Source organism: Pseudoalteromonas sp. SS15 (assembly GCF_049257195.1).
Classification (GTDB): Bacteria; Pseudomonadota; Gammaproteobacteria; order Enterobacterales; family Alteromonadaceae; genus Pseudoalteromonas.
The window spans coordinates 456,873-483,130 of the sequence record NZ_JBMMUD010000001.1 but is presented as its reverse complement, the minus strand read 5'-3'; the positions used below and the strand labels follow the sequence as shown (position 1 = coordinate 483,130).

Here is a 26,258-nt window from a genome sequence, read left to right as displayed (position 1 = left end):
GGTGGCGTAGTATTGTTATTATATGGAGAAGATGACCTGTAGTTCAAAAGCATGATAGTTAAAAAATGCATAAATACTATTCCGCGTATTTCATATGATTTACAAAGAGTTACTAATGGGTAATGAATTAATTACTCAACAGAATATGCATGATGAATTTAATATTCATCATAACATCACACCTTTTAATATTGAGCCTACCAAAGTTACACAGTTTAAAATACCTTCTCATAGATCATGTTGTGGCTCTAGCGCCATAGTGGTCAAATTAGATGAAGTCAAGAATAGTTATAAAAGCAGACTTATTTTATCTGCTTTTTCTACCGCATCGTATTTGCTTTTTTGCTCGGGTAAAGGCAGTAATTCACATATGTCACATCTGTCCTCTTATTTACCAAAACTAGTTGCTTTTATGAATGAGCACAGACTTGAAGAGCAGGACCTTATCAACGTATTTACGAAATTTGAATCTTACCGCGTTAATAATGATAAAGTGAAACCGCAATCAACAGGTGTTAAAGAGCTTATTGGACTTATTAATTTATCGCTTAGTTACAGGAATTTTTACGAGCGATTAAATCTATCTGATTATAATTTTCTAGATAAATTAACTAAAACACACATTGCCCGTTCAACGGATGCTGTTCAAAAAACGCTGAGTAATTACTTTGGCTACCATTCGTGGCTAGGAAGAAAAGATCTAGGCGTTGGGCATCAGCTTTATCAAAGGGCCGGCTCAGCGACGGCTTTAATGGCGTCCTTCAAAATTACCATGTCTACTGCACTGATTGAAATATTGGGGGCAAAAAATGCGTTAATTGATCTTTTTAAAATCAAGCGTAACGATTTTGAAGAGCTCCCGGTTTTTACAGCCTCTCGACCGAGTAAATTAAAATACGATGATGGGGCGAAATCAGCAGAATACAAAAAAGCCGTAGCTAATTATAAAAAAGAAGTGATTAACTATAAGCAAAAGTTTTTTTTATGGTTGAGTTTGATTTACCAGTCCACAGAGCTGACGCTTGAACTTGAATTAGCAATTGATGCAATAATATTTGCTGAGTGTAGTGCGGAAGCTTATGGATATGTAAAAAAACAGTTCAAAAATCATAAAGCCATCTCTCAGCAAATCAAAGTCGATGAAAGACGAGTAACAGTTTTTAACCAGCAGTTAGATTCTTCGTTATTATTTAACATTAATTTTGTTTTAAGTTTGTACAACTTCGTTAAGTCAGCCAATCCAAAGCCAATTTCAAGAGCTGAAGAATATATTTTTATAAATTTGATGTCTTATCAAACTGTAGCCGGTTCAGACATTTTTAAACTTACCCTTAAAAATTTTAAGCTTTTTAGAAACCAAAAGGGGAAAATATACTCTATAGGTTGTGACTATTTTAAAACCAGAGCAAACAGAGAACATACTGTTGATTATATAGATACTAGAACACTACTTGGTGAAGCAGTAAAAAAGTACCTAGAAGATAAAACAGATGGATTTAAAGATAAAGAAATCAGATTGGTTTTACAAAGAGATAGTCTCCAGCCCAAATCTGGAAGGCATTCATCTGGTTCAGTTTTCTATTCTTTTTTGTCTAATTCAACATTGAACGAAGTCATTTGTAACCAACTAGCAAAGAATGAAGCGTCGCCTGTTTTTCACAAGTGTATGGGGATCATCTGTTCCAAGGGTATAAAAAAAGAAAACTCAGCAACCGGAGATTTCAATACAGAATGTAAGACTCCTACTGTTACAAGACTTTTTTCGCAACAAGCCGTAAAAAATTCTAGGATCCATTCAGATTCGAAAAGCTTCGACCCTCGAAAGCTTTTTAACTTTCATTCTCACTCATCATCAACCGAGCAAAAGGACTATTTATCTGAATATAATGAGGAATATCAGAATAATTGCGGACAAATAACACGATTAGTGATGCACGATCTTCAATTAAATGTTCTTCATCCAAGTAAACAGGAAATAGCATTTTTTAACCAACAATATGAACGTGCTTCCGAAGTTGTTACAGAGCGAAGGAATGATGTATTAGCTCGATTAAAAATAGTTACTGGCATTGATGAATCTGAAACGGACTCTCTAGGCGTGGTTTCTAATCATAAAAATTCGTTTCTTAAAAATGACCTACCGGACACAATTTACCTGGTCGACTCTCCTGAAACAGTGCTAAAAATGAAGCATTACTTGTCTCAGCTAGAGAAGTATCATAGGCAGATGTTTGAGCACTCACCAGAGTTCCTGTTCTATGAAGCACTTCCTACTGCTGAATGGATTGAAAAATTGTTTGTTGAAAGAAAATTCTCAAATACAAGCGTAGAGAAAGGAGAGGAATATTTTCATCGTTTCAAAAATAAATTGCCTAGCTTATTTGCAGTAAATACGGGAGTTGCAAAATGATCCCTTTGCTAGCCAACCAAAATGAAGATTTAGAAAGCATAGAACTATTTAATAAAGAAATGGCTGATATGTACATGGCCTTTTTTAAGGGTTCCCAAAAATCATTTAAAGATGATGTCTGGGAAGAATCGCGAAGTTCTGATAGCTCACTCAAAATAAAGTTGGACTTTTCCGAATTTGAAACACTTCAACTCAGATTCAGTGAAGCAATCACTATTAAAGTCTGTGACAATAAAACAGTAAAATTAACCCCATGCGGCTTAGCAAAGTGGTTGTTCTTAAAAATTAAATCTAGTGACTCAGTAAGCTATCGTGCTAGCTGGTACTTAGATAACTTGAAAATGTTGTTTAGGTTTTTATCAGATAATCACTTAGCAAGCTTAACTGTAGAAGATTTACAAAGCTATTTTGGCTTACTTTTAACTCATGATTATAAAAACAATGAATTTGTACGCAGATACTCATCACCTGCATATTCAAGTCGTTTAAAGTGGGTTCACCTAGTAGAAATGAGCGCTGTACTCAGAATTTATCAAATAGATCCCTTTATTAAATCCATTTCTAAGGCTGAGCTTAATGAAAACTTGAATAAAGCATGTCTAAGACAGATGGACATGACGCTCGCTGATTACCAAACAGGTTCAACTTTCGATTATTTAGGTTTGGATATTGCAAAGCATTACATTGATTATTGCGCTTCTTTCTATGAAGAAAACTTAGTTTTTGCAACTGCACTAACGCAAGCATTAAACAAAATGAATTTAGATCTTCATAAAGGGTCAAGTGATAGTCCTTGGGAAGATTTACTTTGTTCAAAGAACAGTGTGAACAATGAAATATTCTGCAATCATGTCGCAAAATTTTTAAAAAAAAATGCAAATTCCATAGTTGCGTTTAGGCAAGAAGTATTAGATGAAATAGCAGATAAGCTTGGGCTTGAAGTCAATGCGCTAGATACACACGAGTTTATTAGAGCACTTATGTTTGCACGCTTTTATGAACAACACACAAAGTCTAGGACTGCTATCTTTGAAGAGTTTCGAGGCTCATTCAACGATGAGTTAATTTGTTCGGAGCCGGAAAGTAATATTAATTTTAAAAATTTGAGTCTAGAAAGGTTTGATAGGATCGTTGACGAGGTCATAAAAAGAAATAAAGGTGACCTGCCGTTAAAAAGAAGAAATATTAACAATCGTTTAAAAAGTTTATCTATATCAAATAGGTTGGATTTTAAGCGGTTTATACAAGATGTCGAAGCTGCTGGTGTTACTACATTAGTTTCTTATACTGGGTATCGTGCTAGTGAGTACGGGTTTCCAAAGAACTCAATAAAAACTGAACCTAACTTTGAGATACGAGATGTAGCTTACACTCCATTTAGATTCTTTCTGGAGTGGGTTGTTCCCAAAACTTGTGGTGAATTGATTATTAAGAGAGAAATAACTCTTTCATGCACGATTCTGACTTACCAGTTAACAGAATTAACAAAGTTTGAAGAAAACGGCTTTGCTTTGTTTTCAAAAGGTAAACTTACTTCCGTTGAAGCATCGAAGATAGTTTACAACCTAGTAAATAGGCTGTGGCTAGAATTTCCTGAACGCTATAGTGTTTTTAAAGAACTAGATGTTGTAGAAAATAAAGACACATCAAACCCACAATACAACAATTTAATAGAAAAATATGATTTAAAGTTATCTTTTGTTAAAGAACTTTTGGCTCTGAAAAAAAAGTTAAGATACCACTGTGCGATTAGAAAATTGTCGATGCGTTCATACATAGGAGAGAATGGCTCGACAGTGAGGTTTTTACGTACTTTAGAACTGTTTATAAAAGGAAAGCTTGAAAATCAAGACAAAGAGCTACTAGAGCAAAAGCTTGGTCCGTTAACAATAGCCAAAATCAGAGAACCAGACTTTGTACTAAGCAAAGAAACAGCTGATGCAGTTCGAACAGAGTTTATTGCTGATACACACTACGCAACCCCACATGCATTAAGGCATGTCTGGGCTGAAGCAGTACTTCAACGTTATAAAGGGAATGTCGGGAAACGCATTAGGTCAAACTTCAAGCACATGGATAATCGCTTTTTCAATACTTATATCAATGGAAAAGAAATAAGGGCTATCATGGATATGGCTAAATTGACTACTATTAATAGCATTGTGAGGTATTGGATAAACAAAATTCAGGATCAGAAAGATCAATATTATTCTGGCTTTCAAAAGTTTATACAAAAAGCTCTATATGGTACTAAGACTGATGCAGAAAGATCTAAGTTAATCGAAATAATCTCAGACACTCGTGTTGTTGATTTAAATTCTCTACCAACAAATGATTGTTTGCTGCGTATTGGGACGTTTTCAAATGCCAAATGTAGTCATGGTGGTAAACCAAAGCCACACCTAGCGAAACCAAGCTTTTGTTTGGGCTGTGTTAATGCAAATTTTGAAGCCTCTCACTATGATGGGACAATGGCTTATATCAAACAAGATCTCGATATTCTTCGAGATAAAGGGCTTCCGTTTTGGCTAAAAGAAGAATCGCTAGGTACTGTAACCAAAGCATTAAAAAGAATTGAAGAGCTTAACAGAGCCAATCAGATATATGGCAAAGCAATAAGTTATCTTCAGCAAAGTATTGAAATCGCTAAAAGTAATGGAGCTTATTGATATGTCGGAAAATGACTTTTACCAAGAGTTCATCGGGATTGATGAAGATAGCAGCCAAACTGAGCAAGCAGAAAGCAGTAGTACTCTTCTAAAGTCAAGTCACCCTACTTATCTAGCAGCAGTGCAAGCGATTGACAAGCTTAAAAAAGAAAAGTTGAGATACATAAAGGGCCACTTTAAAGACTCAGATTTTAAAGCAAAAAAAACATATGAAATCAATAGAGCAGAAGTAGCCAGAGAGGTTGATAGAGAACCAGGGCCATTATTTAATCAAAATTCATTTTCGAAAGCTCTCCAAGAACATTTTAAAGATGCAAATGGAGATCTTGAAAAGGCAAAAATTAGTCAGCTTGAGCGAAAAAGTAATGGCTTCCAAAACAGGTCAAAGACTGAACTTGTTAAAGAAGTTCGCAAGGCTACCCAGGAAATCGATGATCTCACAAAAAATAACTGTGAAGTACTTTTTCAGATGATGCTAGATGAATTACCACTAGACGTTAAAAGAACGTTAAAAATCAAGGCTTGATTAAGCCGTGTTCAGATGGTTGCTTCTCAACTTAACATGCTTTTAGGACAATAATAATGAAAAATAGCCTTTCCAAAAAAAACATAATGGGTAAAGTTAAAGACTGGGTAAATGATTCGGAGGGCGGTCCTAGCTTATTAATATCCGTAAATAATGAGTCTTTTCACTTAGGTTATTACACAGGGATGGGAAACTCCGACAACACTCCCATCGAAAAATTAGCTCCAGAGTATAAGGAAGTAATAATCGCATTATATCATTCAGGTGATTTAGTAGAGGCTGGGAGAGCTTTCACGCTTTATCCTGGCAGCGATTTATTTAAAAAGTTAACTTTAAATGAATCAAAATCTATTTGTTGACTTACGTTGATCTATGACTGGTTATCTAAATCACGGTTTATATAATTCGGCTTCATGAAACGTCGCCTGTTCTCATCCTTATCAACATGTCGATGACTATACAGGCATCAATTGAAAGTTGCTCAAACAGTGACCAGCCTTGCAACGGAGGCTTGGGTTTCGTCAGCCAATAATTACACACTCGAACATCATTTTTAAACGCCCTCATGAGTGATTCATATATAGCATGATGTTCAGACTTTAAATGTTCCATTTCAGCAAATTTAACATGAGCATCAGGTGAGTTTTTCGGTTCTCTATTCATCATTATTTTGTACTTTTAAATGAATATGATCTCAAGCAAAAGTTAAGCATAAATTCTATTTGATGTCCAAATCAAAATGATACATACTATTTCGATAATTATTAAAATTGTCAATAAAATCAATTTATCGCATGGACGAATTAAACTTTGCGCAAAAGCAACGCTTAGCTTATATCGACTTTAAACTCTATTTTACTGGCATGGCGACACGTAGTGAAATAGTGAGTCATTTCGAATTAGGCCTGGCAGCTGCAACTCGAGATATAAAGCTCTACAAAGATTTAGCTCCTGAAAATATGGAGTACGACAACGTAGAGAAAAAGTACTTCATAACTACGAAGTTTAAGCCGCTGTTTAAACATGACGCGCGACGTACTTTAATTAAATTGGCAAACAATATCAGTGATGGATTTGATGCTATAGGTGATACGTCATTTCCTATAGAGTCGCCGAGCCCTTTAAACGTCCCCAACATAGACATAATTGCCAAATTGTCTCAGGCAATAATTCACAACAAACCTGTTAACGTAATCTATACGTCTCTGAGCAGTGGCTCTGGAGCAAGAGAACTTGTGCCTCACTCAATTGTAGATAACGGCTTACGTTGGCATTTAAGAGCTTTTGACCGTAAAACAAAATCCTTTAGGGACTTTGTATTGACTCGCATTACTAAAGTAACAATTTTGGCACAGACGCCTGATTCTGATGAAGGTAAATTAGAAGATCATCAGTGGATGCGCATGGTGCCGTTGCAAATCATTCCTCATCCAAATAATGTCGAGCATCCAACAGCTATTAAGCTGGATTTCGGCATGGAAGACGGAATGCTAGAAGTAAATGTAAGAGCAGCTATGGCTGGTTATTTATTGAGGCGCTGGAATGTTGATTGTTCTGAAAACGGTAGGCTTTCAGGCCCTGAATACCAATTATTTTTGCGCAATACACAAACATTATACGGTGCGGAAAATCTAGCTATCGCCCCAGGTTACGGAAAATAGAATGCTAATAGATAACACCACCTCAAAAGTTAAAGATATCGTTTCTCAAAGCATAAGTATTAATGACAAGCTTTCAATTATGACTGGCTTATTCTCTATTTACGCTTTCGATGCGCTAAAAGCAGAATTATCTAATCTTTCATCAACCCGTATTTTATTTTCCCAATTTAAAGGTTTCGGAAAGCTAGACCAAGTAGCTAGTCCATTTGGTGTATTAACGGGTGGTGAGCATGAAACAAAATTTAGAAATCAGCTAAACCAAAAGGCAATAGCAAAAGAGTTCAGTAATTGGTTGCAGCAAAAAGCTCAAGTTAAATTAGTAAAACTGCCCGGAGCCGTAGGTAAGCACATTATCACCAACGAAAGCACTGAGCTGACTGCTATTGATGGCGCACAGTTCAACGGTGCGGGAATGGGATTAGTTGAGTCAACTGGTTTTGACATGATCACTAAGATACCAGCCCCACAATCTCAAGATTTATTATCTTATTTCAATATGGTTTGGAATGCTCAGGGCCAGGTAACTGATGCAAAAAATGAATTATTAAAGCAACTTGAACAACTAACCAAAGATCAGACCCCAAACTTTATATATTTCGTAACGCTTTACAACTTATTTAAAGACTTTATAGGTGAGCTGCAAGAAGAAAGCATCATTAACACCAGAACAGGCTTTAAAGACACCCTCGTTTGGAACAAGCTATACAAATTTCAAAGAGATGGTGTTCTTGGTGCGATTGATAAGTTATCGAAATATAACGGCTGCATTATTGCTGACAGCGTAGGTCTAGGTAAAACCTTTGAAGCTCTTGCCGTTATAAAATACTTTGAGTTGAGAAACGACAAGGTGCTTGTTCTTTGCCCTAAAAAATTAAGGGATAACTGGCTAGTTTACACCCAGAACGACAAGCGCAATCTACTTGCAAATGACAGGTTCAATTATGATGTGTTAAACCACACAGATATGAGCCGCACAAAAGGCCAATCAGGAGCAATAAATCTAGAAACTTTAAATTGGGGAAACTATGACCTCGTTGTAATAGATGAAAGTCATAACTTCCGCAATAACAACCCTAAAAAAGAAGGCAAAAACAGATATCAAAGGTTGCTTGAAGACATTATTCAGGCGGGTGTTAAAACCAAAGTACTAATGCTTTCGGCAACGCCAGTAAACAACCGCCTTAATGATATGAAAAATCAGGTGGCGTTTATCACTGAAGCTAACGACACAGCCCTTGGTGAGTTCGGAATTAACAGTATTGAGGCTACCTTAAGAAAAGCGCAAACACATTTTAATACGTGGTCAAAACAACCTCCTGAAGAACGTACAGCTCAAGACCTATTAGATACGATAAATTTCGACTACTTTAAGTTGTTAGATATATACACTATTGCTCGTTCAAGAAAGCACATAGAAAAATATTACGGCACGTCAGACATTGGTAAATTCCCAACTCGCTTACTGCCAAAGAACGTTAAATCTGATATCGATCTTAATAATGAATTTCCGCCGTTAAAAGAAGTAAACGATACTATCAGACGATTAACGCTCGCATGCTATTCACCGATGAAATATGTCAGAGTCGATAAGCAAGAAGAATATGCAAGACGCTACGACCAAAAGGTTAAAGGTGGCACATCTACATTTAAACAAGTAGACCGTGAAGAAAGTCTAATTCATTTAATGCGAGTAAACCTACTTAAACGTATGGAAAGCTCAATTTACTCGTTTCATCTAACGGCGGGTAAGCTACTCGGTCAAGTAACCAGTATACTCTCGCAAATCGAGCACTTTAACGAACATCTAGCTCCAAAGATAGTTTCCGACTTAACGGAAGAGTTTGTAGCCCCGCCGATTGAAGATATTCACGATTTTGAATTAGAAAACCCAGAACTTGCGCCGTACATGGTTGGAAAAAAAACTAAAGTGCGTTTACAAGACATGGATCTTATTCGCTACGCTCAAGATTTAGATGCCGACAAAACCTTTTTACAAATGATAGTGTCTGAAGCTAAAAATATCACCCCAATCAAAGATGCCAAGCTAAGCGTGCTTAAAAGCACCATTCTAGATAAAGTGAACAACCCGATTAATGGCCAAAACAAGAAGGTCATTATCTTTACTGCTTTCGCAGATACGGCTGAGTATCTATATGCAGACATCGCTAAGTGGGCAGATTCAGAGCATGCAATTAAAACAGCAATCATTACAGGGCAAAAAACAGATACAACGTTAAAAGATCCAACTGGTAAGCGAGTAACTGCCGACCTAAATGCGATGTTGACTCACTTTTCGCCTCGCTCAAAAGAGCGAGAAAAAATATTTCCAGAGTTTAGTCAGGAAATAGACATTCTAATTGCAACCGACTGTATATCTGAGGGTCAGAACCTCCAAGATTGCGATTATTTAATAAACTACGACATTCACTGGAACCCGGTAAGAATTATTCAACGCTTTGGTCGTATAGACCGCTTGGGTTCAATAAATGACAAAATACAGTTAGTTAACTTCTGGCCAAATATGGAGTTAGACGAGTACATTAACCTCGAAGCTCGTGTAAGTGGCCGAATGGTGCTGTTAGATATATCAGCTACAGGTGAAGAAAACGTCATAGATCAGTCAGCTAGCGAAATGAATGACCTTGATTACCGCCGAAAACAGTTAGAGCAACTACAAAATCAGGTGGTTGATTTAGAAGAGATATCAGGTGGTGTATCGATTACAGACCTCACACTAAATGACTTTAGAATGGACTTGTCAGACTTTATGAAGAGTCATTTAGAATCGCTTGAGCAATCACCAACGGGGCTGTACGCACCTATAAAAGTCGATTCAAATCATATTGAGCTTAAAGATGTTTCTGAAGACCTAGTTCCCGGAGCTATATTCTGTCTTAAAGATAAAACAGGTAGTGTGCAAGTTGATGATAGCTATGCCTTATCGCCTTATTACCTTGTATACGTATCAGATGATGAAGAAGTCGTATACTCATTTACCCAAGCCAAACATATGCTTGATTTGCTTAAAAAGTTTTCAGCAATCCAAGACGGGCAAGCTTTTGAAAATGCTCAGGCTACATTTGATCAGCAAACGCAAAGCAATACTCAAATGCAACACTACCAAAACTTATTGGCAGTAGCGGTAGAAGATATCGCGGGCAAAAGCGAAGAAAAAGGTGCAGCAAGCTTATTTAGTCGTGGTGGTACAACGTTAACTTCATCGTCTTCTCAACAAGTTAATGACTTTGAAGTTATCAGTTACTTAGTGGTGTTATAAGGAAGCAATAATGCACAACACACTACTTACCAATTTTATAAGTAACTTTAACTTTCCAAGCGAGACAAAGCTTGGGGTTAAAGTGCCTAAGAAAACACTGACCGATAATACTGACCTAACCAGTGCCGACAAGGCCATCGTAAAAGATGTACTCAAATCGATTGACTGGGCTTACACATTAAAGCCAGAAACAATAAATATTCCAACATACAATGACGGAGTTAGAGAATATCTAGAGATTGCCATTTTACTAGTGAGGGTAAAAAGCCTAAGTAAAACAAAGCAACTATGTAAGTTACTGCATAGTGTGATCCCATATCCAACGATGCTACTTGTTGAATTTGAAGAGTCATTAGCACTTAGTACAGCAGATAAGCGAATCAATCAGGCAGACAGTCACAAGCTTACTATTGAAAACCAATTTGATTCCGGTTGGATCACACCTCCAACCGATGACATTCAGACAAAGTTCTTAGCTCACTTTTCTCTAATGAGCTGTTCAACCGTAAGCCTATATGATTTGTACGTTGATTTTATTAATCGGTTTAACCGTTTAGAGTCAGCTAAGTTTACGGGGACATATGACGAGAATCAGCGGCTGCATGATAGCTTTGAAGTCACAAACATATTGTATCAATTGACTGCTTTGGAAAATGAACTTGGAGTATTAAGAAACAAAATAAGACAAGAAAGCCTAATGAACAATAGAGTTGAACTAAATATGCGCTCAAGAAAAATCAAGTTGGAAATGTCGAAATTAAAAAACTTACTAATTGAAAATAAATTAAAATGTTATGATTCAGGAGAATAAAATACATGGAAAGTTTTGATTGGCTGGTCTACGAAACAACAGAGCGGAATGACCAGAATAACTGGGTTAAGCAGCAATTACTGGCTTCGGGATTGGAAATTGTCGAATTTGAAGGGTATACAATTAAAGATTCACGCTGTACAGGTTTATTTGATAGACGCCTTTTTTTAAATCATGAGTTTTTAAATTTTACTGATCTGCAAGTTTTCGAGCTTATAAGAAATGTGGAGCCTCATTTAGAATCTAAGTTGAAATTCGCAAAGATGCTTGACGTTCATTATAGGTATGTTTTTTATTCTTACGAGCTGAATTTGATTAAAGTCTATAGAGTTTATTCTCAAGGTGTTGAATTAATGAGAGAATACAATAACTTTTGTCGCTTTATTCAAGATTCAATGGCTCTACGTGACCTCAACATGAGTAGCGCATATGAAGAGGATCAACTCCCAGAAATAGATAGATATTTTAGAGATGTTTGTGGTATCCCTTGGATGGGTAATTTAGATGCCTTGTTTATAACGAGAAATAGTAAGAACCCTAGGTTGCTAGTAGAGTTTCAAACTACAAAGAAAGCATCTGTGGCTAACCACTGCAATAACAAATATTTTACACGTACCCAGTATCGAAAAGGTGATGAACAACGTTGGAAAGTTTTTGATCTATTGTCGCAACAAGCCAGATTAGATCTAGCAATTATTGTTTGGTCACCAAACGAGATTGGAGGCAATATCAAATATAAAATTGTTGATCAAATCGTATACTCAGATGATTCACATCGCCGTAGCCCCGGAATTCGATACAAACAGAAAACTATTGAAAACATAGACAGTTTAAAAAATATTATGACGCAGATAGGCGTCTTGTAATGAAGAGAATACAATGGAAAAAATAACGAAAGAAAGCATAGGCTTGAAAGAGGGCGCGGTTGTGAATGAGAACTTACGCCGACTTAAAGAAGTGTTCCCAGAGTTAGTTTGTGATGGTTCATTAAATCTATCTGTAGTCAAAGAGTTATTTGGAGTGAGTGATTTGAATGATCACTCAGAAACGTTTGGCCTAAACTGGCATGGGAAAAAAACAGCGATAAGAAATGCAATTGCTCCTTCATTAGCTACATTGCGACCCAAAAAGTTGAATCAGAGCTCAGAGAATTTGTTTGTTGAAGGCGATAATTTAGAAGTTTTAAAGCTACTTCAAAAAAGTTACCACAAGAAGGCAAAAGTAATTTATATCGACCCCCCATATAATACGGGAAAAGATTTTGTTTATTCTGACAACTATAGAGATAGTATACAAAACTACCTTAGAAGCACTGGTCAAATCGATAGCTCAGGTAATAGACTTTCAACAAATTCTGAATCTTCTGGAAGATACCATAGTGACTGGTTAACTATGATGTATCCAAGGCTAAAAGTTGCAAGAAACCTTTTAGCCGATGATGGAGCTATATTTATCTCTATTGATGATAATGAACACGCCAATTTAAAAGCTCTTTGTGACGAAATTTTTGGGGAAGAAAACTTTGTTAATAATATAATCTGGCAGAAAAAGTATTCACCGGCTAACGATGCCAAATGGCTGTCTGATAACCACGACTTTATCTTATGCTATGCAAAAAACAAATCTATCTGGAGGCCGAACCTGCTACCTCGTAGCGAAGAAGCTTTAGCTAGATATAAAAACCCAGATAATGATCCTCGTGGAAACTGGATGTCAGATAATTTGTCGGTAAAAACATACTCAGAAGCGAATGATTATGAAATTATCACACCTTCGGGGCGCATTGTTAATCCCCCAGCTTCGGCTTGTTGGCGTGTTTCTAAATCTAAATTTGAAGAAATGGTAGCGGATAAAAGGATTTGGTTTGGGGAAGATGGAAATAACACACCGCGTATAAAACGTTTCCTATCTGAAGTTAAAAATGGAACAACAGCATTGACAATTTGGCCTTATACCGATGTTGGCCACAATCAATCAGCTAAGCAAGAGCTTAAAAAGCTTTTCCCAGATACTAAAGACATTTTCGATACTCCTAAACCTTCAAGTCTTATTAGGAGAATACTAGATATTGCCTCGGATAGAGAGTCTTTAGTCATAGATTTCTTTGCAGGCAGTGGAACTACGGCTCACGCTGTTATAGAAAAAAATGCTGAAGATAATGGAAGCAGAAAGTTTATATTGGTTCAGTTACCGGAGCCTACTAAGAAGAAAGATTATGAAAAAATATCGGATTTCACATTAGAAAGAATTAATCGTGTTGAAGCGAAATATGGTTTACCTAACGTTAATACATTTTTTTTAGATGAAACAAATATAAATCAATGGTCCCCTGATTTTGAAGAGCTTGAACCAGCTCTTCAACTGGCTGCCCAATCAATAAAGCCAAGCAGAACAGCGAAAGATGTACTTTACGAAATTTTACTTAAATATGGTATCGAACTAACAGTACTAATCGAAGAGCACACTATAGAAAATAAACTTGTTTTTGTCGTGGGAGCAGGTGCCCTTATTGTTTGTTTGGATGATAATATTACAGAATCTCTGGTTGAAGGTATTATTAAGTTAATAGATGAATTAGAGCCGGAAAGCACTCAGGTTGTTTTTAAAGATGAGGGGTTTGGTAACGACAATAATGTGAAAACCAATGCAATCCTAATCCTCAAACAGCGTGGTGTAGAAGATGTTAAAAGCATTTAAGTCTGATTAGGAGCCCAGATGAAGATTCAATTTAAATCAGACTTATCACATCAACAAGAAGCAATTAATGCTGTAGTTGGTGTATTCGAAGGCCAAGAGTCATTTAAATCAAATTTCACCGTTGCTGAAAATGCGTTCTTTAACGAGCAAATGGATTTTTTTGCACAAAATAATGACATCGGCCACGCTAATGCTCTAACGTTGTTACCCGAAGAGATCTACCACAATACTCGTCATGTTCAGTTGTTAAATGGTTTACCACAAACGGAAAGCAACAAAGAAGCCTTACCAAGCCTAGATTTCTCTATAGAAATGGAAACGGGTACAGGTAAAACCTATGTGTACCTTAGAAGTGTATTTGAACTTAACCAGCGTTATGGTTTAACTAAATTCATTATCGTTGTACCTTCGGTTGCCATTAAAGAAGGTGTTTATAAGTCGTTGCAAATCACTGAAGAACACTTTAGAAAAGATTATAAAAACGTGCAGTATGACTACTTTGTTTATGATTCATCAAAGCGTGAGCAAGTGCGTAACTTTGCCACTAATGATTATATTCAAATTATGGTTATTAACATTGATGCATTTAGTAAGTCGTTTACTGATCCAAGTAAAGAAACCAAGGCTAACTTAATTCACCGTACTGATGATCGCCTAAACGGTATGAAGCCAATTGAGTTTATTAAAGCAACTAATCCAGTTGTGTTAATTGATGAACCCCAATCAGTAGCATCAACAGCTAACCGTAAAAAAGCAATTGCAAGCCTGAACCCATTATGTACTTTCCGTTATTCAGCAACACTAACAGAAACGCATAACATGCTTTACAAGCTTGATTCTATTGATGCTTACGATCGTAAATTGGTTAAGCAAATAGAGGTTGCTTCTCTTGATGTTAAAGATGGCCACAACCAGGCTTATATCAAGCTCATTAGTGTAGACAATAAGAAATCACCAATTTCAGCAAAAATTGAAATTGATGCCCAAACAAAACAAGGTAAGTTGCAGCCAGCAAAACAAATCACCATTAAAGATGGGAATGTGAATGATTTATTCCAACTTTCTGGTGCTCGCAGTGTTTATGAAGGCTTAGTTATTGATGAAATTTATTGTGAGGAAGGAAACTCTTACATCGATATCAATAATGGCGAACATATTATTTATGTTGGTCAGGCTATTGGAGAAGTCGATCAAGACGCTTTTAAACGGATTCAAGTGGCCAAAACCATTGAAGAGCACCTAGAGAAGGAATTAAAGTTTTATCGCAAAGTAACTACTGGTTATGACGAAGAGCAACATAAGCAAGTATTAAGTGAAAAAGGAATTAAAGTTTTAAGCCTATTCTTTATTGATAAAGTAGCGAATTATAGAGGTTACGCCGAGGGAGGTGTTCCTGTTGCTGGTAAGTTTGCTGTGTGGTTTGAGGAAGAGTTTGCAAAGTTAGTTCGCAAGCCTAAATACCGTATTTTATATCCTGAAATTTGGGATCATGACGGACAACGTTATGTAGTTAATGAGCAAGCATTAGAAGAGTTAACCAAAGAAGTACATGAGGGGTACTTTGCACAAGATAAAAAGAAAGATGCATCTGGTAATCCTCTATTTGCGGAGTCAAAGCTATCAGCTAAAGGTGAAGGTGGTAAGACAGCTGCTGACGAATCAGCCTACAACTTAATTATGAAAGATAAAGAAAAGCTTCTATCACTTGATAGAAAGCTACGATTTATATTTTCACACTCTGCGTTAAAAGAGGGCTGGGATAACCCTAACGTATTTCAAATTTGTACGTTGAACGAAACAGCGTCCGTAATGAAAAAACGTCAAGAAATTGGTCGTGGTTTACGTTTAGCTGTAGACCAGTCAGGTGAGCGCGTGCCTTATGGTTTTGAGGTAAATACTTTGACTGTTATGGCCAATGAGTCATATGAGAAGTTTGTCTCTGATCTGCAAAAAGAAATTGAAGCTGAAGAAGGCATTAAGTTTGGCGCAGTAGAGTCTCACCAATTTGCCAATATTGTAGTTTCTGGTGAAGGTGATGAAAAAGTATTCTTGGGTGCTCAGCAATCTGAAGAGATTTATAAACATCTGCTTGACCATGGATACATAGATACGAAAGGCAAAATACAGAATGCTTTAAAAGTTGATATTGAAACGGGTAATGTGAATTTACCTGAGTCGGTTAAAACGCACTCCGAAGAGATTATTGCTACGTTAAAGAAAGTAGCAAAAGGCCTAAGCATTAAAAAGCATGAAGAAAAGAAAACAGCCAAGCTTGCTGAAGACCATGAAGGTAAGCAAGTTGTATTGGGTACTGACTTCAAAGCTTTGTGGGATAAGATTAAATACAAGACCACTTATCGAGTTAAGTTTGATCAGGGCTTATTAATTGATAATTGTATTAAAGAGATCAGAGCGAGCGTTGCTGTAGCCAGCGCTAAATTTGAATATAAAAAAGTTAAAGTAGCTGTTACTGAAGCTGAATTAGAGACTTACGATGAGAAAACTAAGATTCAGTATTACCGTAACCGAAACTTCAAATTGCCTGATATTGTGACCTATTTAGCAGAGCAATCAAACCTAACTCGTCAAACAATTATTGATATATTGATTGGTATTGAGGACAAACTAGAAGCATTTAAAAACAATCCGCAAAAATTCATTGAATTAGCTGGTGAAGTTATTAAAAAACAAATGCGTCTAGCGATTGTTGATGGCATTAGTTATCAGCGTATTGGTGATGATGAATACTATGCACAAGAGCTATTTCAAGAGGAAGAGCTAACAGGCTACTTAAAGGATATGGTTGAAGCTGAAAAATCAGTTTATGACTATGTAGTATGTGACTCTGATACTGAAAAAGCCTTTGCCGAAAAGCTCGAAAGCCTTGAAGACGTTAAACTATATGCCAAACTACCAGCTTGGTTCAAAATAGATACTCCACTAGGCAGTTATAATCCTGATTGGGCTGTGTTAATTGATAAATATGATGGTCAAGGTGAACAGCTTTATTTCGTTGTAGAAACAAAATCTAGCATATTCTCTGATGATATTAGAGCATCAGAACAAGCCAAAATTAACTGTGGTATCGAACACTTTAAAGCATTAAGAAAAGATCTTAATAATAAAGAGTTAGAAAACCCAGCCAAGTTTGTAAAGGCCGACAATTTTGATACTTTCTCGACGCACTTTTAATTTGCCATAATGTAGGCAAGTGCAGTCTTGTCTACATCCAATTTAGGTATAACAATAGGACTTTACTCTGTTCTTTACTAACTAGTAGATTTTCTAAAAACAATCGTGATTAATGGCCGAGATGGCGGCCCGTGACCACAAAAACAAAGCTTCGGCCCATCTTATATTGCTAATTAATTCTTGAGTATTGAGATTGTTGTGGATTCTTCAGTACTTTGAGGGTTAGTAGTGCCTGAAGAAAAGTCAAAATATGAAAAAATACTTAAGCAACAGGCAAGACGTTTAAGTAACTTTACGGGTTGTAAATTAAATCAAGCTCAACGCTCCATAGCAATTGATTTTTATGATCATAAGTCTCTTAAGCACTTAAAAGTTAGTTTGGAAACTGGTACTGCTCCTTCTGATATTCTGCAACTACTAGAGTTCGACGGCTCCGATGCTGCATTAATTTCTCTTCAAAGGCAATGGATTCGGATAAATACAGCTTTTGATTCAATAGAGTATTTAAAGCCTTTTGAGAGAATTGATGTTCTCGCGTGTATTTTGAATTTACCATCAGATGAATTGCAACTATTAGTGAGTAACTCATAAAACTCTCTAGGCCAGTGCTTTTCAAATAAATATTTACCCTTAACGCTTCATAGATTAAAGCAAATTAGTTAACATGAAATTTAGAGGCTTACCGGGAAGCCTGTGCCTACAATAAAACGACAAAGCCGATGCGCCCGCAAAATTTGTAATATTTGATTCAGGAAAGCGTAAGTGTGGGCCTTTTCTGATGGAGACTATTATGAATTGTCCATTTTGTGGTGCAAAGCCGTCTTCTGTTGATGAAATTATTAACTTCACAGAAATGTTTAATGATCTATTTGTTACCAGCGGAACAATTTCGTCGCCTTTGTTTCGCTGTGATTTAGAAAGATTTGAAGAATTAGTACATATTATAAATGAAATATCATGGGCGTATCGAAACGAAACGATTTCTTATATTTCGCAGTCTTCAAAGGTTTGTAAAAGTGTTGTGATTACTACACTTATAGAGGTTTCAGGTAAAAGACAACAATTTGAATATATCTTAAGCGAAAAGCATTTCGTAAATTCCAGATTAGATTTTCTTGATCTTTTGCCAATAGATGATAGTGAAGGATTTAACCGCTTAAGGTTGAATGCTCTATTTCAAGAAATTGAGGAAGCCTATTATGACCCTTCACAAACGCTGAGAGAGCTATTGAACGCTTCTAATATGAACATTCTTGAATTCAGGGAAATACTTGAAGAAACCTTTAAATTAGATATAAAAAAGAAGTTCTTCCCTCTAGACGAAGTTATACAAGATGGCTTACTGAATCTACTAACATCAAGTGATGAATGGGAAGTTTACCTGGCAGCTAAACCATTTGTAGAGGAAAGTTTGTTAGGACAACATCTTTAAATTTCTATATAAATTGAAGTATAAAAATTAGTAAAGAAAAACGTTTATAGTTATACGTGGTTACCGTAAATTAATACATAACGGATTTTAAATTTAAGGACGTTTTGATATGAAAAGCTCATTCCTTGCTTGGATTCTAAGAATGAATCTAATTAAGCGCTGGTCTCCAATGCATCTTGTTAAAGAAGAGAATGTTGCCGAACATAGTCACCAAGTGGCTGTAATAGCGCATCTACTTGCGACTGTTAAGAATGTTTATTGTGGTGGAAAGTTAAACCCTGAAACAGCAGCAACAATCGCGCTATATCATGAGGTTTCAGAAACTAAACTACAGGATATAAATCACGTAACTAAGTATTCGTCACCAGCATTAACAGAAGAATTTAAAAAGATAGAAGAACTTGCTGAAGTAGAGTGTTTAAAATCTTTACCAGAAAAGCTTCAACCTCTATTTGAAGAGCTTCTTGTTCAAAGAAAAGTAGATAAAGAATATAAGAAACTCGTCAAAGCCGCAGATGTGATAACAGCTTATTTTAAGGCCTGCGACGAAATGAAGTTTCAAAACCCAGAGTTCACTACTGTGAAAGAAAGGTTAGGTTTGAAAATCGAAGACTACAAAAAGGACATGCCTGAGGTTGAATTATTTATGGAATTTTTTGAACAAGGCTGTCTTGCAAGTTTAGATGAGCTTTCTAATTAGCAAGAAAAGCGTATGTGAAAAACCGTATGTGTATTCTAACGCTTGTATATGTATGAATCCTTGTATTATATGAAGTCTATAACAATTGAATGTCTACACATACGAAATCCCGTGTCTGGTTCCAAATGGCGGGTGGCCGATATCATGCGCTAAACATAAGGTTTCAATTAAGCTTGTGCTTGGAAACAGTGAAAAATCGGGATGGCTATTTTGTAAGTGGCGTAATAAGCCGGTACCAATTTGTGCAACTTCGAGCGAGTGGGTTAGTCGTGTACGGTAAAAGTCGTTAACGCCAATTGACATGATCTGAGTCTTGGCTTGTAGTCGCCTAAAAGCGGCTGCATGAATAATACGAGAGCGGTCAACTTGAAAAGCTGAGCGGTTATCGTTGGGTCTATTTTTACGTTGTTCACATCGTCTTTGCTGCCAAATCAAGTCCATAAATCCTCGAATATTCCTCATTCTTGTGTATCAAAATAATGACATAATCTCAGCGTATTTTGGGGTCATTCGCGTTTTTTGGCGAATTTATATATAATTACGCGCTTTTGAGTTCATTAATAGTATACATAGTGCAGGTTACAATTGCTTTTCGCAACGCATAAAGTGTGATGTATAGCAGGTAACAACCCATTCATGGAAGCGGGGAATGTGCTGTTTTATCGGAGAAAAAATGCTAAGAAATTTACTTAAACTGGTTATTGCAGTGGTAGCGATATATGGTTTGATTTATCCATTCATTCAACCTGAAGAAGTGGTTGAAGAGGTGGTTGAAGCGCCTACTCAAGAACAGCTACCAGTAAAAAAAGTGGAAGTAGAAAAACCACTTCATGATGTAGAGTTACCAGACTTTGCAAATATCAAAGATGTGAGAGCCAAGAAGAAGGCGTTCTTTGATTTCATTAAACCTCATGTAGTAAAAGAAAACCAAACCATCTTGCAGCAACGTGCGTCGATTGAGATTGCATTAATGATGTTGCAGTTTGAAGAAGAGTTGACCCCAACACAAATTAAAAAGTTAGACGATATTTTTGCTTATTACCGTTTGGGTGATGCCGACTATACAGTCGAAAGCTTACAAACTGCTTTGGTACATGTTGATATCATTCCAAAAGAATTGGCGCTAATGCAGGCAGCCAATGAATCAGCTTGGGGTACATCAAGGTTTGCGCGAATTGGCCTTAACTTTTTTGGGCAGTGGTGTTACAAGAAGGGCTGCGGTTTGGTTCCTAAAAGACGTGCAGACGAAGCAGCCCATGAAGTTGCAGCGTTTAAGTCTGTGAGAGCCAGTGTTAAATCGTATTTTAGAAATTTAAACACCCATAATGCGTATACCGAGCTAAGAGCTAAGCGAGCACAATTACGCGCTGAGAAAAAGCCTATCGAAGCCACAGAGCTTACTGAAGGCCTACTTTCTTACTCTGAGCGTGGCGATGCGTATATTGAAGAACTGAATGACATGATCCGTCATAACAAGGCTTATTTTAATGAAGAATAAATTTTTTGCGCTCGCGTTAGCGGCTATTGGGTTTGCTCAACCAGCTATGGCCGATAACTTCGTGGTGTCTTACGATGGCTTTCACGACCGTTTGAAGGTGATCGAAAAAGGTGAGTTCGAGTTTGCCCGCGTTAATTTTTACATTGTTGATATTGCCACCCTTGAGCCGTGCAAAATTGCCAAAGGTAAAATTGTGACCGAGAACAGTGAAACGCCTTTAACTTACACTGAAGACGCGCAATTACTACTCCCTTACGACGACAAGCTAGACAAAGATAAAGCGGTATTGGTCATCGAACCACAAAACCCAAAGCATGATTGTCAGCTAAAGTTTCAGATTGAAGCTGAACACTTTGGTTTAGAAAATTTAACCAAAGCTGACATTTATCAGCTTCATCATGAGTTTGATGAACTGTTATCGGACTTATCTGGCTTCTTTGTAAGTAAGTTAATGAGCTTTTTATTGCCATCGCAAAAAGGGATCTCGGTGAAGTTTGATAATCAGGTTGCTTTCAATCAGCCCGGTGTCAGTTGCGCGAATAACGTGTGTAAATTCACTGTGGAAGACAGCTGGGAAGGCGATGATTTTAAATTTACCAGTGATTCTATGAGTGCAAAGCCTGTATTAATCACACCTTGGATAGAGAAATAAGCGTTTAAATTAACGGTTTGTTTTATCGACATTGAGAAAGTGCTGAGTTATGAACTCAGCACTTTTTTTATGGGGTTTAACCCGACATAAAGTCGGTGCTACCGGGGGGTTAGAAATTTTGAAGCGGCTTGATGCTTCTTTGTGGGTTTGCGGATTTTGACCCGACATAATGTCGGTGCTACCGAGGTTTTAGAATTTTTGAAGAGGCTTGATACTTCTTTGTGGGTTTGCGGATTTTGACCCGACAGAATGTCGGTGCTACCGAGGTTTTAGAATTTGTGAAGAGGCTTGATACTTCTTTGTGGGTTTGCGGATTTTGACCCGACATAATGTCGGTGCTACCGAGGTTTTAGAATTTGTGAAGAGGCTTGATACTTCTTTGTGGGTTTGCGGCTTTTGACCCGGCATAAAGTCGGTGCTACCGAGGTTTTAGAATTTGTGAAGAGGGTTGATGCTTCTTTGTGGATTTACAGCTTTTAACCCGACATAAAGTCGGTGCTAGCGAGCTGTGGTTTATAAAATAGGACATTGAAACAGCAATTTTGTACAAAACAGATTGCTTAAATAGTGTTATAAAAGAAATACCATTATTTAGAGGCAAATCGGTTGGCAAAAGAGCAGGCAAAATATCACTACGCCGATGTATTAAACGGCCTTGAAGTGGTCGATGCACAATACGAGCGACAAACTTTTTCTAAGCACGTCCATGAAGGCTATACCATTGGCTTGATTGAGCAGGGGGCACAGCGTTTTTACCGCAGTGGCGCAAATCATGTTGCGGCTGAAAATAGCATTATTCTAGTTAATGCCGATGATGTTCACACAGGCGAAACGGCAACGGCGGGTGGCTGGAAATATAAAGCCCTTTATCCGACTGTTGAGCACTTTAATCAAATCTCTAAAGATTTAGTAAATAATCAAAGCCTCACACCTTATTTTAAAGACTCTGTGATTGAAGATGCTCGAATAGCGGCCCAGCTAAGGTGTGTATTCGAACAGATTGAAAATGGGGCGTCTAAATTACTTATTGAAACGCTGTTATACAGCACGTTGGCACAATTGGCGTCTGGCTATGGCCGTCATGTCGAAGCGGTAAAAGCAGCCAGTGTTGATGTGCAAAAACTCAAACTCGCAAGAGAGTTTTTAGACGAATATACCCAAGTTAACGTCTCGTTAGAGCAGCTAGCGAATGTAGTAGGCTGTAGTAAATTTCACTTTGTGCGCCAATTCAGCCAGGCATTTGGTATTACGCCCCATGCCTATCAAATTCAAGCCAGGCTTATCAAAGCAAAGAAGATGCTTCGAGCTGGTGCATCTATTTTAGATACCGCTATCGGCTGTGGTTTTCACGACCAAAGTCATTTCAACCGCCATTTCAAAAAAGCATTGGGCACAACGCCTAAACAGTTTCAACTCACATCAGTAGTAGCCTAGATAATACCAATCCTCAAAATAGATCACTTATTTAAGAGGATAGGTATAAAAGCAATTCTATGAGCGCAACTTTGTACAATAAATTGTTTTGAACCCTGTTTATGCTTTAACTACGTACTATTCATCGTTGAGCTTAAAATATGGCATCATCCAAACCCTTAATAGAAGAATTAGACAATACAGCACCTATGCAAGCTGAAAATCAACAAGGCAATTTGAGTATTATTGTGCGCGGGTTCATTGATATGTTCCCGCTCTGTGTGGCTGTGATCCCATGGGGGATCTTATGCGGATCTCTAGCCATTCAAGTTGGTTTATCGCCTTGGCAGGCACAAGCCATGTCGTTGTTTGTTTTTGCAGGAGCTGCGCAGTTAGCGGGCATGCAATTAATTGGCTTGGGTAGCCCAGCCATGCCGATTTTGTCTTCAACATTTGTAATAAGTTCTCGGCACTTATTGTATTCAGCGGTTTTTCAGAGTTATGTGAAAGACTTACCTTTGTTTAAACGCATCGTTTTTGCCTTCTTCTTAACAGATGAAATGTTTGCGCTGACCAACGCCTTCATCGCAAAAAATAAACGTTTCTGTTACGTGTATGCGGTTGCATCGGGTTTTGCCTTTTATGTGATGTGGAATCTAGCCACGCTGGTTGGCATAGTAGCGGGTAATAACATAGAGAATCTGCAAGCCTATGGGTTGGAGTTTGCCATAGCGGCGACTTTCATTGCTTTAGTGGTGCCAGCCATAAAAGATAAACCTGTTTTGATGTCGGTGTTGGCAAGTGGTGCCTCTGTTTTGGTTTTAGAGTTAATAGCATTTGAATATGCGTTAATTGCCTCGACTTTTATAGGTATGTTTGCTGGGTATTATTTCGCAATAAAGAATTCAGCAATAAAGCGTGAAGCGAGAAAGCGTGCCGTGAGAGGGGAAGCTAAACAGGAGCAAAGTGATGAGTAACGATCTATTGATAGTATTAATGACAGTGATCACTTTATCATGTCGGTATTTGTTTTTTATGAAGTCATTACCAATTAGCTTGAGCCCGAGAGTACAACAATTGTTGCAGTACACCGCACCATCAGTGTTAACTGCAATGTGGGTGCCGATTGTGTTTTTAGGACATAAAACCGAAGGCGCTGCGTTTTTTCAAAGCCCATTTTTGTACGCTGGATTAATTACAGTGTTGGCGAGTTTGAAAATTAAAAATACCTTGGCAGTGGTGGTTGTAGGTATGGGATCATTTTTGATATTGAATTGGGTTTTATGATTGGAAGTTAGAAGTTAGAAGTTAGAAGTTAGAAGTTAGAAGTTAGAAGTTAGAAGTTAGAAGTTAGAAGTTAGAAGCTAGAAGCTAGAAGTTAGAAGCTAGAAGCTAGAAGTTAGAAGTCATGGGCTATTCCCCGAATAAATAAAAACGCAGCCTTGGGCTGCGTTTTGTTTAGAGTAAAACGTAAAATTTAATAAGCATCGTTATGCACTTTTGCTGCGCGACCAGATGGGTCGGCATTTTCTTGGAATGCTTTATCCCAAGCTAAAGCCTGCGGGGTTGAACATGCAACTGATTTTCCGTGTGGTACACATTTCGCTGCAGCTTCACCCGGGAAGTGCTCTTCAAATATTGTGCGATAGAAATAGGCTTCTTTGCTATCAGGCGTATTGATAGGGAAGCGATATTGCGCATTTTCAAGATCAGAATCAGATACTTGCTCTTCAACAAACTCTTTCAAAGAATCAATCCAAGAATAGCCTACGCCATCAGAGAATTGCTCTTTTTGACGCCATAGCACTTCATCAGGTAAATAGCCGTCGAATGCTTCACGAACGATATGCTTCTCAATGCGGCCATCTTTACACATCTTGTAATCAGGGTTGGTGCGCATGGCAATATCAACGAATTCTTTGTCTAAGAATGGTACGCGCGCTTCAACACCCCAAGCGGCCATTGATTTGTTAGCACGTAAACAGTCAAACATATGCAGTTTTGAAACTTTACGGTTTAACTCTTCATGAAACTCTTGCGCATTTGGCGCTTTATGGAAGTATAAGTAACCGCCAAATAGCTCATCAGCCCCTTCACCTGAAAGCACCATTTTAATGCCCATGGCTTTAATTTGGCGCGACATTAAATACATTGGTGTCGATGCTCGCACTGTAGTCACATCATAGGTTTCAAGGTGATAGATGACTTCACGTAGCGCATCTAACCCCTGTTGAACGGTAAAGTGAATAGGGTGGTGCACAGTACCAATTTCATCTGCAACTTTTTGTGCAGCGGCTAAATCTGGTGAGCCTTCAAGACCGATAGAAAAAGAGTGTAGCTTAGGCCACCATGCATCTGACTCATCGTTGTCTTCAATACGTTTTGCGGCAAACTTTTGGGTAATGGCTGAAATAACCGATGAATCTAAGCCGCCAGACAGTAATACGCCATAAGGCACGTCACACATGAGTTGGCGTTTAACCGCAGCTTCAAGAGCGTCTTTTACTTCTTCAGCACTGGCTGGGTTGTCTTTTACCGCATCAAATGACTGCCAGTCACGTTGATAGTAGCTATGCAGCGTACCTTCTTTTGAATATAGATAATGGCCCGGAGGAAACTCTTCAATGCTAGTACAAATCGGTGTTAGCGCTTTCATTTCACTGGCGACATAAAAGTTACCGTGCTGATCGCGACCCGTATAAAGTGGAATAATACCTATGTGGTCACGACCAATTAAATAAGCATCGTTTTCTTCATCGTACAGGCAGAAAGCGAAAATACCGTTCAGATCGTCTAAAAACTCAGGACCTTTTTGTTTGTATAGCGCCAAGATGACTTCGCAATCGGATTCTGTTTGAAATTCAAAGTCAGTGGTTAAATTCGCAGCAAGTTCTTTGTGGTTATAGATTTCCCCGTTGACTGCGAGAATATGGGTTTTCTCAGGGTTGTATAGTGGTTGCGCACCACTTGAAACGCCAACGATCGCTAAGCGCTCATGGACTAAAATGGCTTTATCTGATGAATAGACACCTGACCAATCTGGGCCTCGATGTCGTAGCTTTTTAGACATCTCAATTGCTTGTGTTCGCAACTGAGCGGGATCTGTCTTAAGTTCTAGTACTCCAAAAATAGAACACATAATTACCTCATTCCTGTTAATTGCTGACTGCGCATTGCCTGTTTTGTCAGGCATAGTTAAAGAATTGTAAAATTGCGCAGGCACAGCCTCTATAACTAACAGAAAATTTTAGTTAAGTCACATAGATAATTAGGCTTAAAATGAATTTTTTATGTCAAAGCTGGTGCAATAGCAAAGCACT

At 37.6% G+C, this 26,258-nt stretch carries 20 protein-coding genes and 1 pseudogene; 18 read left to right on the top strand and 3 right to left on the bottom strand.

Annotated features, from left to right (window positions below; genetic code table 11):
• Positions 1–115 precede the first annotated feature (115 nt).
• From AAEU28_RS02070 to AAEU28_RS02055, 4 genes are read left to right on the top strand one after another with little or no spacing between them, the layout of a single operon-like run.
• Positions 116–2,410: a hypothetical protein gene (locus AAEU28_RS02070; protein ID WP_421962750.1), complete on the top strand. Its 2,295-nt coding sequence runs from the start codon at positions 116–118 to the stop codon at positions 2,408–2,410.
• Positions 2,407–5,079: a hypothetical protein gene (locus AAEU28_RS02065; protein ID WP_421962749.1), complete on the top strand. Its 2,673-nt coding sequence runs from the start codon at positions 2,407–2,409 to the stop codon at positions 5,077–5,079. Before AAEU28_RS02070 ends, AAEU28_RS02065 begins: the two co-directional genes overlap by 4 nt.
• A 1-nt stretch (position 5,080) precedes the next feature.
• Positions 5,081–5,605 (top strand): hypothetical protein, encoded by a 525-nt coding sequence (locus tag AAEU28_RS02060; protein ID WP_421962748.1) that lies wholly within the window; start codon positions 5,081–5,083, stop codon positions 5,603–5,605.
• A gap of 56 nt (positions 5,606–5,661) precedes the next feature.
• Complete coding sequence (locus tag AAEU28_RS02055; protein WP_421962747.1) at positions 5,662–5,964, top strand: hypothetical protein; 303 nt, start codon at positions 5,662–5,664, stop codon at positions 5,962–5,964.
• A 52-nt stretch (positions 5,965–6,016) separates the two neighbouring features.
• Here AAEU28_RS02055 and AAEU28_RS02050 read toward each other — a convergent pair whose 3' ends face one another.
• The gene (locus AAEU28_RS02050) at positions 6,017–6,271 is read right to left on the bottom strand and encodes a hypothetical protein (RefSeq protein WP_421962746.1); all 255 of its coding nucleotides are present in this window, start codon (positions 6,269–6,271) and stop codon (positions 6,017–6,019) included.
• 128 nt (positions 6,272–6,399) lie between these two features.
• Here AAEU28_RS02050 and AAEU28_RS02045 point away from each other — a divergent pair, with 128 nt between their 5' ends.
• From AAEU28_RS02045 to yfbR, 9 genes are all read left to right on the top strand, one after another.
• Positions 6,400–7,266, top strand: a complete 867-nt coding sequence (locus AAEU28_RS02045) for a WYL domain-containing protein (RefSeq protein ID WP_421962745.1) — start codon at positions 6,400–6,402, stop codon at positions 7,264–7,266.
• A gap of 1 nt (position 7,267) precedes the next feature.
• Complete coding sequence (locus tag AAEU28_RS02040; RefSeq protein WP_421962744.1) at positions 7,268–10,543, top strand: helicase-related protein; 3,276 nt, start codon at positions 7,268–7,270, stop codon at positions 10,541–10,543.
• A gap of 10 nt (positions 10,544–10,553) precedes the next feature.
• Entirely contained in the window at positions 10,554–11,354 is an 801-nt protein-coding gene (locus AAEU28_RS02035) for a DUF4391 domain-containing protein (protein WP_421962743.1), read from the top strand.
• A gap of 5 nt (positions 11,355–11,359) precedes the next feature.
• Positions 11,360–12,220, top strand: a complete 861-nt coding sequence (locus AAEU28_RS02030; protein ID WP_421962742.1) for a hypothetical protein — start codon at positions 11,360–11,362, stop codon at positions 12,218–12,220.
• Positions 12,221–12,233: 13 nt separating this feature from the next.
• Positions 12,234–14,051 carry a site-specific DNA-methyltransferase gene (locus AAEU28_RS02025; protein ID WP_421962741.1) on the top strand — a complete coding sequence of 606 codons (1,818 nt, stop codon included), beginning with the start codon at positions 12,234–12,236 and terminating at the stop codon, positions 14,049–14,051.
• Positions 14,052–14,069: 18 nt separating this feature from the next.
• A complete protein-coding gene (locus AAEU28_RS02020; protein ID WP_421962740.1) occupies positions 14,070–17,243 on the top strand; it encodes a type III restriction-modification system endonuclease in 3,174 nt (1,057 codons plus the stop codon).
• Positions 17,244–17,471: 228 nt separating this feature from the next.
• Positions 17,472–17,834: a hypothetical protein gene (locus tag AAEU28_RS02015; RefSeq protein WP_421962739.1), complete on the top strand. Its 363-nt coding sequence runs from the start codon at positions 17,472–17,474 to the stop codon at positions 17,832–17,834.
• A 199-nt stretch (positions 17,835–18,033) separates the two neighbouring features.
• Positions 18,034–18,675: a hypothetical protein gene (locus AAEU28_RS02010; RefSeq protein WP_421962738.1), complete on the top strand. Its 642-nt coding sequence runs from the start codon at positions 18,034–18,036 to the stop codon at positions 18,673–18,675.
• A gap of 109 nt (positions 18,676–18,784) precedes the next feature.
• Entirely contained in the window at positions 18,785–19,375 is a 591-nt protein-coding gene (yfbR, locus tag AAEU28_RS02005) for a 5'-deoxynucleotidase (protein ID WP_421962737.1), read from the top strand.
• A gap of 108 nt (positions 19,376–19,483) precedes the next feature.
• On the opposite strand, the pseudogene AAEU28_RS02000 reads toward yfbR, so the two are convergent.
• Positions 19,484–19,816, bottom strand: a pseudogene (locus AAEU28_RS02000) (HD domain-containing protein); the annotation flags it as partial.
• A 232-nt stretch (positions 19,817–20,048) separates the two neighbouring features.
• Here AAEU28_RS02000 and AAEU28_RS01995 point away from each other — a divergent pair.
• From AAEU28_RS01995 to AAEU28_RS01975, 5 genes are all read left to right on the top strand, one after another.
• Positions 20,049–20,873 (top strand): glucosaminidase domain-containing protein, encoded by an 825-nt coding sequence (locus AAEU28_RS01995; RefSeq protein ID WP_421962736.1) that lies wholly within the window; start codon positions 20,049–20,051, stop codon positions 20,871–20,873.
• Complete coding sequence (locus AAEU28_RS01990) at positions 20,863–21,525, top strand: DUF2987 domain-containing protein (RefSeq protein ID WP_421962735.1); 663 nt, start codon at positions 20,863–20,865, stop codon at positions 21,523–21,525. The genes AAEU28_RS01995 and AAEU28_RS01990 overlap by 11 nt, the downstream gene beginning before the upstream one ends.
• 606 nt (positions 21,526–22,131) lie before the next feature.
• Positions 22,132–22,959: an AraC family transcriptional regulator gene (locus AAEU28_RS01985; protein ID WP_421962734.1), complete on the top strand. Its 828-nt coding sequence runs from the start codon at positions 22,132–22,134 to the stop codon at positions 22,957–22,959.
• A 140-nt stretch (positions 22,960–23,099) separates the two neighbouring features.
• The gene (locus AAEU28_RS01980) at positions 23,100–23,915 is read left to right on the top strand and encodes an AzlC family ABC transporter permease (RefSeq protein ID WP_421962733.1); all 816 of its coding nucleotides are present in this window, start codon (positions 23,100–23,102) and stop codon (positions 23,913–23,915) included.
• Positions 23,908–24,225 (top strand): AzlD domain-containing protein, encoded by a 318-nt coding sequence (locus AAEU28_RS01975; RefSeq protein ID WP_421962732.1) that lies wholly within the window; start codon positions 23,908–23,910, stop codon positions 24,223–24,225. Before AAEU28_RS01980 ends, AAEU28_RS01975 begins: the two co-directional genes overlap by 8 nt.
• Positions 24,226–24,415: 190 nt before the next feature.
• Here the strand turns inward: AAEU28_RS01975 and asnB are convergent, their stop codons facing one another.
• The gene (gene asnB, locus AAEU28_RS01970) at positions 24,416–26,077 is read right to left on the bottom strand and encodes an asparagine synthase B (protein ID WP_421962731.1); all 1,662 of its coding nucleotides are present in this window, start codon (positions 26,075–26,077) and stop codon (positions 24,416–24,418) included.
• Between the last annotated feature and the right edge of the window lie 181 nt (positions 26,078–26,258).